The sequence below is a fragment of the Nonomuraea sp. NPDC049152 genome, from assembly GCF_040648355.1.
In the GTDB taxonomy this organism is placed as follows: domain Bacteria; phylum Actinomycetota; class Actinomycetes; order Streptosporangiales; family Streptosporangiaceae; genus Nonomuraea.
In genome coordinates, this window is record NZ_JBEZDO010000032.1 from 67196 (window position 1) to 82754 (window position 15559).

Below are 15559 nucleotides of genomic sequence, written 5' to 3' on the forward strand. Positions count from 1 at the left end.
CGTCATGCCGCACCGCCGGACAGGAAGATCCGCGCGGCCTCCGCGAAGACGCGGGTGCAGCGGACGATCTCCTCGACCTCGACGTACTCGTCGGCCTGGTGCGCGATCCACTTGCCGCCGGGACCGTAGACCACCGAGGGGATCCCGCCCCAGTGCGTGAGCACGGTGCCGTCGGTGGATCCCGGCACGCCGCCGTACACCGGCTCCTCCCCTGTGACCGCGGTGTGCGCGGCGGCGAGGGAGGTCACGACGGGGTGGGTGACGGGCACGTCCACGGGCGGCCGGTCGACCAGGATGACGACCTTCGACTCGATGCCGTCGAAGGCGGCCAGCTTCTCCACCCTGTCGGCCACCTCCTTGTGCTCGAGCCCTGGCACGGTTCGCACGTCGATGAAGACGGAGGCGACGGCGGGGATGACGTTGACCTGCTCCTGCGAGCCCGCCTGGACGACCGTCGGCGTCACGTACACCTCGCCGAGGTGCTCGTGCGCGGGGTGGGCGGCCTGCAGCGCGTCCTGGTAGGAGCGCAGCGCGACGAGCAGCGCGCCCACCGCCTGGACGGGATTGCGCCCGTGCTGCGGCATCGCGCCGTGGGCCATCTTGCCGGTGAAGTCGACCCGCAGCCGCAGCGCCCCCTTGGCGACGGCGCAGATCTCGCCCGCCTCGGGTTCGGCGACGATGGCCGCGTCCACGTCGGAGGCGAGCTCGGAGCCGACGAAGTGGTGGGCGCCGATCATGAGCCCTTCCTCGTCGGCGAGCGCGCAGACCTTGATTCGCCCGGGGAACGGTCCAGCCAGTTGCAGCGCCCTGGTGGCGTACAGCACGGCGGCCAGGCCCGACTTCATGTCGGCACTGCCCCTCCCCCACAGCCTGCCGTCGCGGATCTCGCCGCCGAACGGGTCGACCGTCCACTCCGCGAGGTCGCCCTCGGTCACCACGTCGGTGTGACCCTCGAACATCAGCGTCGGTCCGTCACCGCCGCCGCCCTCGACGACCGCGACGACGTTGGGCCGTCCGGGGGCGGCCTCCTCGACGACGGGCTCCCAGCCCCACGAACGCATCTTCGCGGCCACCAGCTCGGCCGCGGGCAGCTCGTTGCGCCCGCGGGCCGGGTCGTTGGTGCTGGGGATGCGGACCAGTTCCTGGGTGAACTCGACGACTCCCCGGGCATCGATCTCGATCAAAGCAGTCCCTCCAGAGTGGGTACGGCCTGCAACAGCGTCCGCGTGTACTCGTGCCGCGGCTCGGCCCAGACCTCGTCGACCAGGCCTCGCTCGACGATGGAGCCGCGATGCATGACGGCGACGCTCTCGCAGACGTGCCGGACGACGGACAGGTCGTGCGACACGAAGACAAGGGTGAGCCCGTGCGTGTCGATGAGGTCGGCCAGCAGGTTGAGGATCTGGCCGCGGACGGACACGTCGAGGGCGCTGACGGCCTCGTCGGCGACCAGCACCTTGGGCTGGGGGGCGAGGGCTCGGGCGATGGCGATGCGCTGCCGCTGCCCGCCGGAGAACTGGTGGGGGTAACGGTCGGCGGCGGAGGCCGGGAGACCGACCTCCTCCAGGAGCGCGGCGACGCGGCCTTCGGCCGGGCGGCCGAGGGCGACGAGCGGTTCAGCGACGATGTCGCGGACCCTCATCCTGGGGTCAAGCGAGCTCATCGGGTCCTGGAAGACGATCTGCAGGTCGTCGCGCAGGAAGCGCAGGTCGCGCTCCCTGCGGCCGACGATCTGCCGCCCATCGAAGGTGATCGAGCCGCTGGTGGGCTGGTCGAGCCCGCACAGCAGGCGCAGCAGCGTGGACTTGCCCGACCCTGACTCGCCGACGATGCCGAAGCGTTCGCCGCGCCCTACATCGAGGGAGACGCCGCGCAGGGCCTGCACCTCGGGTTTGAACAGCGAGGTGCGGTAGACCTTGGTGAGGTCGCGGGCCTCAATCACGGGGGTGCCAGCAGGCGTAGGCATGGCCCTCTCCTTGCAGCGTCGGCTCCTGCGAGCACGTGGGCATGGCGTGCGCGCACCTGTTACTGAAGACGCAACCGTCGGGGAACTCGCCCGCCGCGGGCACGGTGCCGCTGATGGTGGGCAGGCGGGTGCCGCGAGGGGTGAGCCTGGAGGCGGCGATGAGGCCCTCGGTGTAGCGGTGGCGTGGGTTGGTGAACACCTCGCGGATGGGGCCGCTCTCGACGACGCGGCCGCCGTACATGACCAGGACGCGGGAGCAGACGGAGGCGACGACGGCCAGGTCGTGGGTGATGAACAGGACGGCGGGCGCGAGCTCGGCGATCAGCTCCAGCATCTGCTTCTGCACGGTGACGTCGAGCGCGGTGGTGGGCTCGTCGCAGATGAGCAGCGAGGGCTCGTTGGCCAGGGCGATGGCGAGCATGACCCGCTGGCGCTGGCCGCCCGACAGCTGGTGCGGGTAGGCGCGGGGGGCCTCGACGCCCACGCGGCGCAGCAGGTCGAGCGTGCGGGCCCGGGCGTCGGCGCGCGGCGTGCCGTGCAGGGTCATGACCTCGGCCACCTGCGCGCCGACGCGCATGGTGGGGTTGAGCGCGGTCATCGGCTCCTGGAAGACCATGGACACCACGCGGCCCCGCAGGTCCTTGACCCGCTTCTCGGGGACGCCGACCAGCGGTTGGTCCTTGAGGAGGGCCGAGCCCGTGGCCGTGACGCCCTCGGGCAGCAGTCCCATCAGCGCCAGCGCGGTCAGCGACTTGCCCGAGCCCGACTCGCCGATCAGGCCGACCCGTTCGCCGTGGGCGATGTCGAACGACACCTGGCGGACCAGCTCCAGGTCGTCCGCCCGGACGGTCAGGCCCTCAACGCTCAGCACGGATCCTCCTGAGCTTGGGGTCGAGGTGGTCGCGCAGCCCGTCGCCGAGGAGGTTGAATCCGAGGACGGCCAGCGCGATCGCCAGCCCCGGCCACAGGGCGAGGCGCGGCGTGGAGAAGAGCAGTTCCTGCGCCTCCTGCAGCATGCGGCCCCACGACGGGGTCGGCGGCCTGGTGCCGAAGCCGAGGAACGACAGCGCCGCTTCGGCCAGGATCGCGATGGCGAAGGAGACCGACGCCTGGACGATGAGCATGGAGCCGATGTTGGGCAGGACGTGCCGGACGGCGATCGCGGTCCGCCGGCGTCCCGCGGCGCGGGCGGCGAGGATGTAGTCGGTGACCATGACCTGCATGGTGGCGGCGCGGGCGATGCGGGCGAAGGCGGGCACGGTGGCGATGCCGATCGCGATCATGGCGGTGAGGGTGCCGGCCCCGTAGACGGCGCCGAGCATGACGGCCAGCAGCAGCGCGGGGAAGGCGAAGACGAGGTCGTTGACCCGCATGATCAGCTCGGACAGCCAGCCGTGCGGGGTCATCCCCGCGACCATGCCGAGCGGCGTGCCGACGAGCGCGGCGATGCCGACCGCGACGATCCCGACGTACAGCGTGGTGCGCGCGCCGACCATGAGCTGGCTGAGCGTGTCACGGCCGAACTTGTCGGTGCCGAGCAGGTAGTCGCCGCCCGGCGGGGCCAGCCGGTGGGCGGCGTCCACGAGCGTCGGGTCGTGCGGCGTCCACACGAACGACACCAGCGCGGCCAGGACCGTGAGCCCGACCAGGACGGCGCCGACGACCAGGTTCCCTCTCATCGCAACCTCGGATCGAGTACGGCGTAGGCGAGGTCGACCACGAAGTTCACCAGCAGGACGGCCACGACGAGCATCATGACCACCCCCTGGACGAGCAGCAGGTCGCGTTGGGCGACGCCGTTCAGCAGCAGGTCGCCGAGCCCGGGGATGACGAAGACCCGCTCGACCACGACCGCCCCGATGAGCAGGGTGGCCAGCTGGAGCCCGAGCACGGTGACGACGGGGATGGCCGCGTTGCGCAGCCCGTGGCGCCACAGCGCGCCCATCCGCCCCCTGCCCTTGGCGCGGGCGGTGCGCAGGTAGTCCTCGCGCATCACGTCGAGGACGGCGCTGCGCACGTAGCGGGTGAGCACCGCCCCCTGGACCAGCCCGAGCGACAGCCACGGCAGCAGCAGCGACCGCAGCCACAGGGACGGGTCCTCGGCGAAGGGCACGTAGCCGCCCGAGGGCAGCGCCTGCGCCTGCACCGCGAAGACGAACACGAGCAGGATGCCCGCGAGGAAGGCGGGGACGGCGATGCCGACCTGGCTGAAGGCGCTGATGAGCGCACCGAGGGGGTTGCGGTGGTGGACGGCGGCGAAGGTTCCCGCCGGGACCGCGACGACCAGCGCGATCGCCATCCCGCCGAGCACCAGCGTGAGCGTGACGCCGAAGCGTTCGGCGATCTGCGGCCCGATCGGCGAGCTGGTGACGTAGGAGGTGCCGAAGTCACCGGTGACGAGCCCGCCCACCCAGTCGAGGAACTGGGCGAGCGCGGGCCTGTCGGTGCCGAACTGCCTGCGCAGCGCTTCGAGCGCCTCGGGCGTGGCGTTGACGCCGAGCGCGACCTCCGCGGGGTCGCCGGGCAGCAGTGCCATGAAGGCGAAGACGACCACACCGGCGGCCGCGGTGCTCGCCAGGAGCACCGCGGCCCGCCTGACCAGGTACCAGATCACTGCTTGGTGAGGGCCGTGAAGTCGAAGGACTCGGCGATGGCGTTCTTCGGCAGGCCCGTGGCGACGCTCTTCTTGGCCACGATGAGGTTGGGGAAGAGGAAGAGCCAGTCGGCCGCGGCGTCGTCGGACAGGAGCTTGGCCGCCGCTCTCAGGTCGTCCACCTGCTGCTGCTCGGAGCCTTGGTCGGCGGAGGCCAGGAGCTCGCCGTAGGCGGGGTTGTCGTAGTGGAAGTAGTACGACTTGTCGGCGAAGATGCCCATGTCGCGGGGCTCGACGTGGTTGATGATGGACATGTCGTAGTCGCCCTGCTTGAAGACCACGTCCAGCCACCGGGCGGGGAACTCCAGCGGGTCGATCTCGGCGGTGATGCCGACCTGGGCCAGCTGCGACTTGACCACCTGCGCGGTGGCGACCGCGTAGGGCAGGTTGGGGATGCGCAGCTTCACGTTGTAGGTCTTGCCGCCGAGCAGCGCCTTGGCCTTGGCCACGTCATAGGGGTAGTCGCCGGTTCTGTCCTCGTACCACGGGTCGGTGGGCGGCACCATGCCGCCGATGAGCTGGCCGCGTCCCGCCCACGCGGTGTCGAGCAGCGCCTTGTGGTCGATGGCGTGGCGGACGGCCTGCCGTACCTTCTTGTCGTTGAAGGGCGGGCGGGCGTTGTTCATCGACAGCACCACCTCGCCGTTGGTGGTGCCCTCGACGACCTGGAAGCGGTTGGGGTCGGCGAACTGGGCGAGGGACTCCGGCGCCTGTACGGCCGAGATGACGTCGATGCCGCCGGTGAGCAGCGCGTTGTTCATCGCCGTGGCGTCCTTGAAGTACTTCAGGGTGATCCGCGAGACCTGGGGCTGGGCCCCCCAGTACTTCGCGTTGGCGTCGAGATGGATGGAGTCGCCGCGCTTCCACGAGCCGAGCTGGTACGGGCCGGTGCCGACGGGCTTGTTGGCCAGGTCGGCCACACCGGTGCGGCTGAACATCGCGCCGAGCCTGGTGGCCATCGAGTACAGCCAGCCGTTGCTCGGCCGCTTGAGCGTGACGACGGCCGTGGAGTCGTCCTTCTTCTCCACCTTGTCCACGACGTCCATCTGGGTCTTGATCTTCAGCTTCCAGTCGGACTTGACCCTGTCGATGGAGAAGACCACGTCGTCGGCGGTGAACGGGGCGCCGTTGGTGAAGGTCACGCCCTTGCGTAGGGTGAAGGTGTAGGTCTTGCGGTCGGCCGAGACGTCCCACTTCTCCGCGAGCAGGGGCTGGATCTTGCCGTCCTGATCCAGCTTCACCAGGCCCTCGTAGACGTTGACCAGCAGCGCCTGCGGGATGGCCGCGCCCTCGGTGGCGGTGAAGTCGAGGTTGGCCGGTTCGGCGACGAAGCCGACGGCCAGGGTGGAGGGCTGCGAGCCCGTCGCGCCGCCGCTGCGGTCGGCGGCGCTGTCGGCGCCACCGCCGCCGCAGGCCGCGCTGAGAAGAAGGGCGCCGAGGGCGGCCCAGATTCCAATGCGCCTCATGCCTCAAGCCTCCTGGCTAGTGCACTGGTCTGACCAGTAGGCTACGCACACTGCCAGCCCGGGACTTTTCGGTCAAGAGGGGGCGCGATGGACGGACCTCGGTTCCAGCCTGTGCGAACCGTGCGCGCTTACGAGCGCATCGTCGAGCAGGTCGAGCAGGCCGTGGAGAGCGGTGAGCTGCGGCCGGGCGAGCGGCTGCCGAGCGAACGGGACCTGATGGTGCAGTTCTCGGTGAGCCGGTCGACCGTCCGCGAGGCGTTGCGGGTCCTGCAGGCGCGCGGACTGGTCAGGTCGCGCCCCGGCGACCCGAACGGCGCGGAGGTGATGCCGTTCACCCCCGCGGCGCTGCACAAGTCGATGACCACCCTGGCCAGGGTGGACGAGCTGTCGCTGGCCGAGCTGGTGCAGTTCAGGATGGTGTTGGAAGGCGCGGCTTATTTGCTGGCCGCGCGGCTGCACACCCCCGCGCAGCTGGCGGAGATGGACGACGCGATCGCGCGCATGCGGGCCGCGGACGGCTACGAGTCCTTCAGCGCCGCCGACGTGGACTTCCACGACGCGGTGGCGCGGGCAAGCGGCAACAAGCTCATCCAGATCTGCAGCGACGTGGTCCGCTCGATCGTGCTCGACCTGATCGCCGACAAGATCAGGGCGCCGGAGCAGCGGCGGCGCAGCATCGCCCATCACGAGGAGGCGCTGGCCGCCGTCCGCGCGGGCGACGGCCCGCTGGCCGCGCGCCTGGCGCGCCAGGCGCTGAGCGACTTCTACTCTCCCTACCTGCCCGACGGCGCGCTCGACGAGCTGCTGGAGTAGACCGGCAGCCTGATCCGGAAGACCGCTCCCTCGCCGGGCGGCGAGGCGGCGCTGATCGTGCCGCCGTGCGCGTCGGTCAGCGCCGCCGCGATGGACAGGCCGAGCCCGGTGCCGCCCGAGTCGAGCCCCCTGGCGGGGTCGGCGCGGTAGAAGCGCTCGAAGACCCTGTCGAGGGCGTCGGCGGGCAGGCCGGGCCCCTCGTCGGCGACCTCCACCACGGCCTGCCCTCCCTCCGTCCCGACCCGCACGGTGAACGGCGTGCCTTCGGGCGTGTGCTTGAGCGCGTTGCCGACCAGGTTGGCGACGACCTGGCCGAGCCTCGCCTCGTCACCCAGGACGGTCACCTCCCCTTCCCCGCCGTCCAGCCGCTCGAAGCGGATGTCCCTGTCGGGCGCGAGGGCCCTGGCGTCGATCACCGCGCCCGCCGCGAGGCTGAGCAGGTCCACGGGTCGGCGGTCGAGCGGGCGGCGCTGGTCGAGACGGGCCAGCAGCAGCAGGTCGTCGACCAGCAGGCTCATGTGGCCGGCCCGGTTCTCGATCCGGTCCATCAGCCACGTGGTCCTGTCCAGGTCGGGCGCGCCCTGGCGGTACAGCTCGGCGAACCCTCTGATCGAGGTCAGCGGGGTGCGCAGCTCGTGCGAGGCGTCGGCGACGAACCTGCGCATCAGCTCCGCCGACCGGCCCGCGGCGTCGGCCGCCGCCTCCCTGTCCCTGACCGCCCGCTCGATCTGCGCGAGCATCCCGTTGAGCGCGCGGCCCAGCCTGCCCATCTCGGTACGGCGGTGCCGCTCGGTCACGCGCCTGGACAGGTCGCCCTCGGCGATCGCGGCGGCCGTGCGTTCGATCTCGCCCAGGGGGCGCAGGCTGCGCCGTACGAGCCAGTAGCAGGCCAGGCCCAGCACGACCAGCACGCCGCCGCCGACGCCGGCCACGATCGCCACCAGGCGGGAGACGGTGCGGTCGATGTCGCCGAGGCTGACGGCGATCACCCGGGTGGTCTGCCCGGGGCCCGGCACCGCGACCGCCCGCCACTCGGGCCCGTCGCGTTCCACCGAGTCCAGGTTGAAGGGCCGTCCCGCCCTCTCGATCACGTCGGCAGGGGTGATCCGCGGGATGTCGGGCCTGTCGACGTCGACGGACTCGGCGAAGGTCCTGACCACCGCGCCCCGCTGGTCGAGCAGCACCATGTGGAACAGCCCCGGCAGTCGCAGCGGCCGCGCCTCCACCGGCCGCGGCGGCAGGTCGGGGACGGGAAGGGGCCGGGCGGCGCTCGACAGCTGCTGGTCCACCCGCTCGACGAGGTAGCCGCGCAGCAGCCGTACGGCGAAGCCCCCGGTCAGCGTGATCGCCAGCGTGACCAGGAGCAGCGTCGCCGAGACGAGCCGCAACCACAGAGGGAGCGCCTTCACTGCCGGGGCGCGCGCAGGACGTAGCCGACCCCACGCAGGGTGTGCAGCAGCCGGGGACTGCCCCTGTCGAGCTTGCGCCGCAGGTAGGAGACGTAGGACTCGACGACTCCCGTGTCGCCGTCGTAGTCGTGCGACCACACGTGGTCGAGGATCTGCGTCTTCGACACCACCCGGCCCGCGTTGACCATGAAGTAGTGCAGCAGCTTGAACTCCGTCGGCGACAGCGACACCGGCACCCCCGCCTTGCGGACCTGGTGCGCCTCCTCGTCCAGCACCAGGTCGCCGACCTCCAGCCTGGACGGCGCCGCCTCCCCTCCCCTGGTACGGCGCAGCACCGCCCTGATCCTGGCCAGCACCTCGTCGAGGCTGAACGGCTTGGTGACGTAGTCGTCGCCGACCCGCAGCCCCGCCACCTTGTCGTCGTGGGCGTCGCGGGCGGTCAGGAACAGCACGGGCACCCGCCTGTTGCCCGCCCGCAGCCGGTCGGCGATGGCGAAGCCGTCCAGGTCGGGCAGCATGACGTCGAGGATCACCAGGTCGGGCCTGTCCTCCTCGGCCAGGCGCAGCGCCTGCCTGCCGTCGGCGGCGGCCCGCACGTCGAACCCCGCCAGGCGCAGGCTCGCCGACAGCAGCTCCCTGATGTTGGGCTCGTCGTCGACGACGAGCAGCCGGGCCTCGTGGGCCCTATCTCCTGGCACCGAATCCGCCTCCCTGGCTGATGGAGGTGGCCGCCACCTCGCCGTTGTCGCCCTTCTCACCCTGGACGACCACGGTGGAGCCGATCTTCAGGTCCGACAGCGCGCCCTGCTTGGTGACCTGAACTGTAGTCTCGCCCGTCGTCTTCACGACCACGGTGGAGCCGTCCATGGTCTTCAGCGTGACCTTGTCCTGCTCGACCTTCTCGACGGTGCCGATGGTGGCGCCGCCCTGGCCTGGACCTCGCATGACACCCCCCGGCGACTGACCCTGGAGTCCCGGCCCGCCGCCCGGCTGCCCGCCGTACCCCATGAGGCCGCCGCCGAGCTGTCCGGCGCCGGCGGCCGTGGCGCCGCCGAGCGCCTTCTGCGTCTGGATGCCGATCAGCACCCCCGCGACCAGCACCAAGGCCGCCACCAGGCCCAAGGTGAGCTTGGACGTCCCGCGGCGCGGCTGGAACTCCTCCTCGAACGACGACACGACCTTCTCCTCACTCATGGCGCAGCGCCTGGATGGGACGGAGCTTCGCGGCCCTGTTGGCCGGATAGCTGCCGAAGAACAGCCCGATCCCGATCGAGACGCCCAGGGCGAGTGCGACCGAGGAGGGCACCAGCACGGGTTCGATCCCCGCGATCGTGAACCGGGTGCCGAGGAAGGCGATCAGCACTCCTGACAGCCCGCCGACCAGGCTCAGCAGCGTGGCCTCCATCAGGAACTGGCCCAGGATGGCGCCCCTCGGCGCGCCGATGGCCTTGCGGATGCCGATCTCGCGGGTCCGCTCGGTGACGGTGACCAGCATGATGTTGGTGATGCCGATGCCGCCGACCAGCAGCGAGATCGCCGCCACCGCGCCGAGCAGCACGGTGAAGGTGCCGGTCGCGGCGCTGACGGTCTCCTGCAGCGCGGCCTGGTTCAGGATGCGGTAGTCGGGGGTGGCGCCGACGCCGTGGCGCTGGTTGAGCAGGGCCGTCACCTCGGCCTGCGCGGACTCGGTGGCTGTCGCGCCCGTGGCCTGCACCACGATCGAGCCGAGCGAGCCGAACCCCGTCAGGCTCTGCTGGACGGCCGGCAGCGGTGCGATCGCGACGTCGTCGGCGTCCTGCATGCCGCTGGAGCCCGACTCCTTGAGCACGCCGACCACGGTGAACGGCACGCCCGAGACGCTCAGCTGCCTGCCGATCGGGTTCGCCTGGCCGAACAGCTCCTCGGCGACCGTCTGGCCGATCACCATCACCTTCCTGGCTGCGCGGACGTCGTCGTTGACGAAGTACGTGCCCGAGGCGACCTGCTTGTTCGTCGCCTCGAAGTAGCTGGGGTAGGTGCCGACCAGCTGCCCGACCGCGTGGCTCGCGCCCTCGTGGACGGCGGTGGCCGCGTTGGCGTTCACCACGGGCGAGACGCTCTTCACCGAGGGCAGCTCGGTGAGCGCCTTGGCGTCCTGCAGTGTGAGCGGCCTGGCCTGAGTCCTCGGCCCCGACCCCTGGCCCCCGCCGCCTGGCCCTCCCCCGGAGAACGACGGGGAGATCGTCAGGGTGTTGGAGCCGAGGCGCTGGATGTTGCGCTGGATGCTCTGCGACGAGCCCTCGCCGACGGCGACGAGAAGGATCACCGCGGCGACGCCGATGAGGATGCCGAGCGTGGTCAGCGCGCTGCGCAGCTTGTTGGCCGCGAGGCCGCGCAGCGCGAAGCGGAGGATCTCCAGCTGGTTCACCTGGCCCGCACCTCGCTCGCGGGCTCCTCGTCGTGGTCTCCGCCCGCTCCCCTTGGCGGTCCCGATCCGATTCCGGGGAGCGGGGCGGAGGTCTGTGACGCCAGACGCGGCGGCGGTCCCTCGACCGGCGCATGGCGGCGGTCCTCGACGATCTCACCGTCCACCAGCCTGATGACCCGTTTGGCGTGCGCGGCCACGTCGTCCTCGTGCGTGATGATCACAATGGTCCTGCCCGACTCGCTGAGCTGGTCCATGATGTCCAGCACGTCGCGCGTGGACATCGTGTCGAGGTTGCCCGTCGGCTCGTCGGCCAGCAGCAGGGCAGGCGCGGTGACCAGCGCCCTGGCGACGGCCACGCGCTGCTGCTGGCCGCCCGACAGCTCGTTCGGATCGTGGTGGACGCGGTCGGCCAGGCCCACCCTGGCGAGGGCGTCGAGCGCGCGGGCGCGGCGCTCGGCGGTGCCGACGCCGCCGTAGGTGAGCGGCAGCTCGACGTTGGCCAGCGCGCTCATGCGCGGGATGAGGTTGAACGACTGGAACACGAACCCGATCTTGCGATTGCGGAGGACGGCGAGCTGGTGCTCGTCCAGGGAGCCGACGTTGGTGCCGTCGATGAGGTAGCGGCCCTCGCTCGGCACGTCGAGGCAGCCGAGGATGTTCATGAGCGTGGACTTGCCCGAGCCCGACACGCCCATGATGGCCACGTAGTCGCCGTGCTCCACGTCGAGGCTGACCCCGCGTAGCGCGCGGACCTGGGCGTCGCCCTCGCCGTACGTCTTGACCAGGTTCTCCACTCTGAGGACCGGCGCGCTCACCTGCCACCTCCAGGACCGCCGCCGGGGCCGATCATGCCGCCGCCGCCTGGGAACCTGCCCAGTTGCTGGGTGCCGCCGGTGCCGGTGCCGGTGGCGGCTGGCGGGACGAGGACGTCGCCCTCCGCCACGCCCGACTTGATCTCGGTCGTGGCGGTGCCCTTCACCCCGATCTCGACAGGGATGCGGCCCTGCCTGCCGTCCTTCAGGACGGTGACCGTGCTCTGGCCGCCCGCCGTGGTCACGGCGATGGAGGGGACGGTCACCACGTCCTCCGCGCGGTCGGTGACGACCTCAACGGTGGCGGTCTGCCCGAGGCGCACCTCGTCGGGCACCTTCGTGAAGGAGATCGTCACCGGGTACTGCACGACGTTCTCGCTGGTGGCGGCGACGGGCTCGATCTGGGTGATCTTCCCTGTCGCGGTGACGCCGGAAAGGGCGTCGAAGGTGATTGCCGCCTGCTGGCCGACCTTCAGCCTGGTGACGTCCGCCTCCGTGAAGGAGCCGACGAGCTTGAGCTTCCTGGTGTTCGCCACGTCGATGAAGCCCGAGGGCGTCTCCTCTCCCTGGCCCGCGCCCGCCGCGGCGGACGAACCACCGACGGCGCCGTTGACCGCGGTGACGGTGCCCGCGATGGGCGCCTTCAGCACGGTGCCCGCGACTTCGCGCTGGGCGGCCCTGTAGGCGTTGCGCGCCTTGACGTAGGAGGCGTAGAGCGCGGCGGTCGAGGTGCCGTCGTCGGATGCGGCCTCGTAGGCGGCGCCGGCCGAGGACAGGTTCTCCTGGGCGGCGTCGTCGTCCAGCCTGGCGAGGATCTGGCCCTTGGACACCGTGTCGCCGGCCTTGACGTAGATCTTCTCCACGGTGCCGGTGGAGGCGAAGGTGAGTGAGCGGGACTGCGCGCTCTCCACGGCGCCCGAGGCCGAGACGGAGGCCTCGACCGTGCCTCTCGTCGCGGTGACCGTACGCACGCCGGCGTCGGCCGAGGACCCGCCCGTTCCCAGCGCGGAGTAGGCGAGCCCGCCCCCGGCCAGCAACGCGACCGCGAGGATCCCGTTCGTTATCAGGCTCCTGCGCCTGGTCGACAGCTTCACAGGCCGTGACCCTGACACACCAGCCTTGGCTCCAGCCTCACGAAGCCTGGGCCTTTGCTGAACGCCGGGGCGTGCCCCCACCGCGCACAGCCAACCTCCAGCTTCCCGACAGCCTCTTCCGAATCAGGACCGCCAGGATGGGCGCCCATGAGACCGAGTCATATTCGTCGGGGCGCCCTTGCCGTGGCCGCGGCGGCGCTGGTGGGCGCGGGAGTGCTGGTGGTCGCGCCGAGCGACGAGCCCGCACCCCTTTCCACGGTACGGCTGGCCGCCGCCCAGCGCGGCACGGTCACCGCGTCGGTCTCCGCGGCGGGGAACACCAAGGACGGATCGCGGCGAGACCTCGCCTTCGGCGCCTCGGGGAAGGTCCAGGGGCTGAAGGTGAAGGTCGGCGACAGGGTGCGCAAGGGCCGGCTGCTCGCGTGGATCGACGCGACTGCGGCCGGGGAGGCGTACACGGCGGCGAAGGCGGACGTGGCCGCCGCCCAGGACGCCCTCGACTCGGCAGGATCGGGGTCGTGCGCGGCTCAACCGGGCGGGTCGGCGGCCGGATCGGGCGCCGGGATCGCGCTCACCGCCTTCACCCGCGCGACTTCGCCGATCACCCCCTCACCTGATCCGCGTTCGGCCGACCTCCGCTCAGCTGATCCGCGCTCGGCTGATCCGCGCTCGGCCGATCCCGGCCTGCCCGAGGAGCCCGTGCCGACGGTGACGGTCACGGTGACCGAGCCCGCCCCAACCGTGACCGTGACGGTCACGGCCACACCGAGCCATGTCCCGGACCCTCGGCCTACCGACGGCCTCGGCGGCATCCCCGCCGTGACGGCCCGTCCCACCTCACCCGGCCCGGCCACGAGCCCCAGCCCTTCGGCGGCACCCAGCGGAAAACCCACCGCCAGTCCCAACCCCTCCGCCGGAACGAGCGGCAGACCCAGCGCGAAACCCTCCACCGGAGCCAGCGGCAGGCCGAGCGCGAAGTCTTCCGCCGGAGCCGGCCGCAGGCCCAGCGCGGCGCCGAACGGCAGGCCGAGCGCGGGGCCCAAGGCCACCGCGGGACCCAGTGGTCAGGCGAAGGCGGACTGCGGGATGAGCCAGGAGCAGGCCGAGTCCGCCCTCGCCAAGGCCCAGGCCACCATGGAACACGCCGCCGACGCCGCCAGGGCCACGAGGATCGTCGCCCCCGCTTCGGGCACCGTCCTGTCCGTCGAGGGCGCGCGCGGCGACAGCGCGGGCACCGGCACCTTCATCAGCCTCGGCGACCTGGACGAGCTGCAGGTCGAGGCCATGTTCACCGAGTCCGACGTCAACAGCCTCGCCCTCGGCCAGAAGGCGGGCGTCACCCTCGCCACGCGCCAGGGCGAGCGGCACACCGGCACCGTCACCCACATCGCGCCGACGGCCACGGCCACCGGGCAGCTCGTCCGCTACGCCGTGACGGTCACCTTCGACGACCCGCCCGCCGACCTCCTGGTGGGCCAGTCGGCGACCGTCACCGTCACGACCGGCGAGGCTGACAACGCGCTCTACGTTCCCGCCCAGGCCGTCAAGACCAGGACGGACGGCAGCGCCACGGTCACCGTGAAGAACGCCGCGGGTCAGAAGGAGCAACCGGTCACGACCGGCGTGCGCGGCGACCAGTACGTGCAGATCGAGGAGGGCCTGAGCGACAGCGACCAGGTGGTGCTGGGCGAGAGCGGCACGGGCGAGTTCCCCGACGGGAGCTGGCCCGAGGGCTGACAGCGGGCGTTCAGCAGGCTGCCAGGTTTCCCCAGGTAACCGGTTTGTCATAATTTGCGGGCATGCTGGCGCCGTGAGAATCGACGTGCGGGGCCGGATGGACCGGCTCGCCCTCATGGCCCCCTCGATCGCCCAGTGCGCACTGGCCGCCGCCGTCGCGTGGCTGGCGGCCAAGGACCTGCTCGGTCACGCCCGCCCGTTCTTCGCGCCGATCGCGGTGGTGCTCTGCATCGGCGTCGGGCTCGGGGCGCGGCTGCGCAGGGTCGCCGAGCTGGTGGTCGGGGTCGGGCTCGGCGTCGGCGTGGGAGACCTGCTGATCTCCCAGATCGGCTCGGGTCCGTGGCAGGTCGCGCTCGTCGTCGCGCTGGCCATGGGCGTGGCCGTACTCCTGGACAGCGGATCGCTGATCGTGTTGCAGGCGGGCTCGTCGGCCGTACTCGTCGCCACCCTGCTGCCGCCCTCGGGGACCGGCGGACTGGACCGGATGGTCGACGCCCTGCTCGGCGGCGTGCTCGGCATCGCGGCCGTGGCGCTGATGCCCGCCGACACCGCCGCCATCGCCCACCGGCACGCGACCGCCGCCCTGGATGCGCTGGCCGAGGCGCTGGAGGACACGGCCGAGGCTCTGGAGAAGTCGGACCCCGAGCTGGCCGCCGCGGCGCTGGAGGAGGCGCGCGGCACCCAGAAGGCGGTCGAGCAGTTCGCCGAGGCCTTGCAGACCAGCAAGGAGATCATCGCGATCTCCCCGCTGCGCCGCAGGCGGCGGCGCGAGCTGCTGCTCCGGTACGAGACCGCGCTCACGCCCGTCGACCATGCCCTCCGCAACACCCGCGTCCTGGCCCGCCGCGCACTCGTCGCCGTCGACCAGGGCGCGCCCGTTCCTCCGTGGCTGCCCGGCGCGCTGCACGACCTGTCGGCCGCCGTTCTGCTGCTGCGGGACGAACTGCCCTCGCGCCGCGAGCCCGAAGGGGCGCGCTCCGCGATCCTCGCGGTGGCGGCGGCGCTGCCGGGCGACAGGGAGGGGTTCGCCGCCGGCGTGCTGGTCGCGCAGCTCAGGTCGATCGTCGTCGACCTGCTCCAGGCCACCGGCGCGAGCCGCGAGGAGGCCGCCGCGGCCCTGCCCCCGCTCTCCGACTGAACGCCCGTCAGGCCCGCTCGCTCCTCGAACGCGACCCCACGGTCACGTGGAACGCCGGCCGCCT

General features: G+C 71.8%; 15 protein-coding genes. 3 read left to right on the plus strand and 12 right to left on the minus strand.

What is annotated here, in order from left to right; genetic code table 11:
* Positions 1 to 2 precede the first annotated feature (2 nt).
* Genes AB0B45_RS40785 through AB0B45_RS40810 form a run of 6 tightly spaced genes read right to left on the minus strand, consistent with a single transcriptional unit; the run spans position 3 to position 6085 of the window.
* Complete coding sequence (locus tag AB0B45_RS40785; RefSeq protein WP_358142580.1) at positions 3 to 1184, minus strand: M20 family metallopeptidase; 1182 nt, start codon at positions 1182 to 1184, stop codon at positions 3 to 5.
* A complete protein-coding gene (locus AB0B45_RS40790; RefSeq protein WP_358142583.1) occupies positions 1181 to 1966 on the minus strand; it encodes an ATP-binding cassette domain-containing protein in 786 nt (261 codons plus the stop codon). The genes AB0B45_RS40785 and AB0B45_RS40790 overlap by 4 nt, the downstream gene beginning before the upstream one ends.
* Positions 1935 to 2837 (minus strand): ABC transporter ATP-binding protein, encoded by a 903-nt coding sequence (locus AB0B45_RS40795; RefSeq protein WP_358142586.1) that lies wholly within the window; start codon positions 2835 to 2837, stop codon positions 1935 to 1937. Before AB0B45_RS40795 ends, AB0B45_RS40790 begins: the two co-directional genes overlap by 32 nt.
* Entirely contained in the window at positions 2824 to 3645 is an 822-nt protein-coding gene (locus AB0B45_RS40800; RefSeq protein ID WP_358142589.1) for an ABC transporter permease, read from the minus strand. Before AB0B45_RS40800 ends, AB0B45_RS40795 begins: the two co-directional genes overlap by 14 nt.
* On the minus strand, positions 3642 to 4580 hold the full coding sequence (locus AB0B45_RS40805) for an ABC transporter permease (protein ID WP_358142592.1): 939 nt from the start codon (positions 4578 to 4580) through the stop codon (positions 3642 to 3644). The genes AB0B45_RS40800 and AB0B45_RS40805 overlap by 4 nt, the downstream gene beginning before the upstream one ends.
* Entirely contained in the window at positions 4577 to 6085 is a 1509-nt protein-coding gene (locus AB0B45_RS40810; RefSeq protein ID WP_358142595.1) for an ABC transporter substrate-binding protein, read from the minus strand. Before AB0B45_RS40810 ends, AB0B45_RS40805 begins: the two co-directional genes overlap by 4 nt.
* Positions 6086 to 6205: 120 nt before the next feature.
* On the opposite strand from AB0B45_RS40810, the gene AB0B45_RS40815 reads away from it, so the two are divergent.
* On the plus strand, positions 6206 to 6898 hold the full coding sequence (locus AB0B45_RS40815; RefSeq protein WP_358142597.1) for a FadR/GntR family transcriptional regulator: 693 nt from the start codon (positions 6206 to 6208) through the stop codon (positions 6896 to 6898).
* Here AB0B45_RS40815 and AB0B45_RS40820 read toward each other — a convergent pair.
* The 6 genes from AB0B45_RS40820 to AB0B45_RS40845 are packed head-to-tail and all read right to left on the minus strand — an operon-like array spanning position 6859 to position 12620.
* Positions 6859 to 8307, minus strand: coding sequence for a HAMP domain-containing sensor histidine kinase (locus tag AB0B45_RS40820; RefSeq protein ID WP_358142600.1), 1449 nt, complete (start codon positions 8305 to 8307; stop codon positions 6859 to 6861). The genes AB0B45_RS40815 and AB0B45_RS40820 overlap by 40 nt on opposite strands.
* The gene (locus AB0B45_RS40825; protein ID WP_358142603.1) at positions 8304 to 9005 is read right to left on the minus strand and encodes a response regulator transcription factor; all 702 of its coding nucleotides are present in this window, start codon (positions 9003 to 9005) and stop codon (positions 8304 to 8306) included. The genes AB0B45_RS40820 and AB0B45_RS40825 overlap by 4 nt, the downstream gene beginning before the upstream one ends.
* Positions 8992 to 9501: a hypothetical protein gene (locus AB0B45_RS40830; protein WP_358142606.1), complete on the minus strand. Its 510-nt coding sequence runs from the start codon at positions 9499 to 9501 to the stop codon at positions 8992 to 8994. The genes AB0B45_RS40825 and AB0B45_RS40830 overlap by 14 nt, the downstream gene beginning before the upstream one ends.
* Complete coding sequence (locus AB0B45_RS40835; RefSeq protein WP_358142608.1) at positions 9494 to 10714, minus strand: ABC transporter permease; 1221 nt, start codon at positions 10712 to 10714, stop codon at positions 9494 to 9496. Before AB0B45_RS40835 ends, AB0B45_RS40830 begins: the two co-directional genes overlap by 8 nt.
* Entirely contained in the window at positions 10711 to 11529 is an 819-nt protein-coding gene (locus tag AB0B45_RS40840; protein ID WP_358142611.1) for an ABC transporter ATP-binding protein, read from the minus strand. Before AB0B45_RS40840 ends, AB0B45_RS40835 begins: the two co-directional genes overlap by 4 nt.
* Positions 11526 to 12620: an efflux RND transporter periplasmic adaptor subunit gene (locus AB0B45_RS40845; protein ID WP_358142614.1), complete on the minus strand. Its 1095-nt coding sequence runs from the start codon at positions 12618 to 12620 to the stop codon at positions 11526 to 11528. Before AB0B45_RS40845 ends, AB0B45_RS40840 begins: the two co-directional genes overlap by 4 nt.
* A gap of 147 nt (positions 12621 to 12767) precedes the next feature.
* On the opposite strand from AB0B45_RS40845, the gene AB0B45_RS40850 reads away from it, so the two are divergent.
* Both AB0B45_RS40850 and AB0B45_RS40855 read left to right on the plus strand, forming a co-directional pair.
* Complete coding sequence (locus tag AB0B45_RS40850) at positions 12768 to 14357, plus strand: efflux RND transporter periplasmic adaptor subunit (protein ID WP_358142617.1); 1590 nt, start codon at positions 12768 to 12770, stop codon at positions 14355 to 14357.
* Positions 14358 to 14430: 73 nt separating this feature from the next.
* A complete protein-coding gene (locus AB0B45_RS40855; protein ID WP_358142620.1) occupies positions 14431 to 15495 on the plus strand; it encodes an FUSC family protein in 1065 nt (354 codons plus the stop codon).
* Positions 15496 to 15559 lie beyond the last annotated feature (64 nt).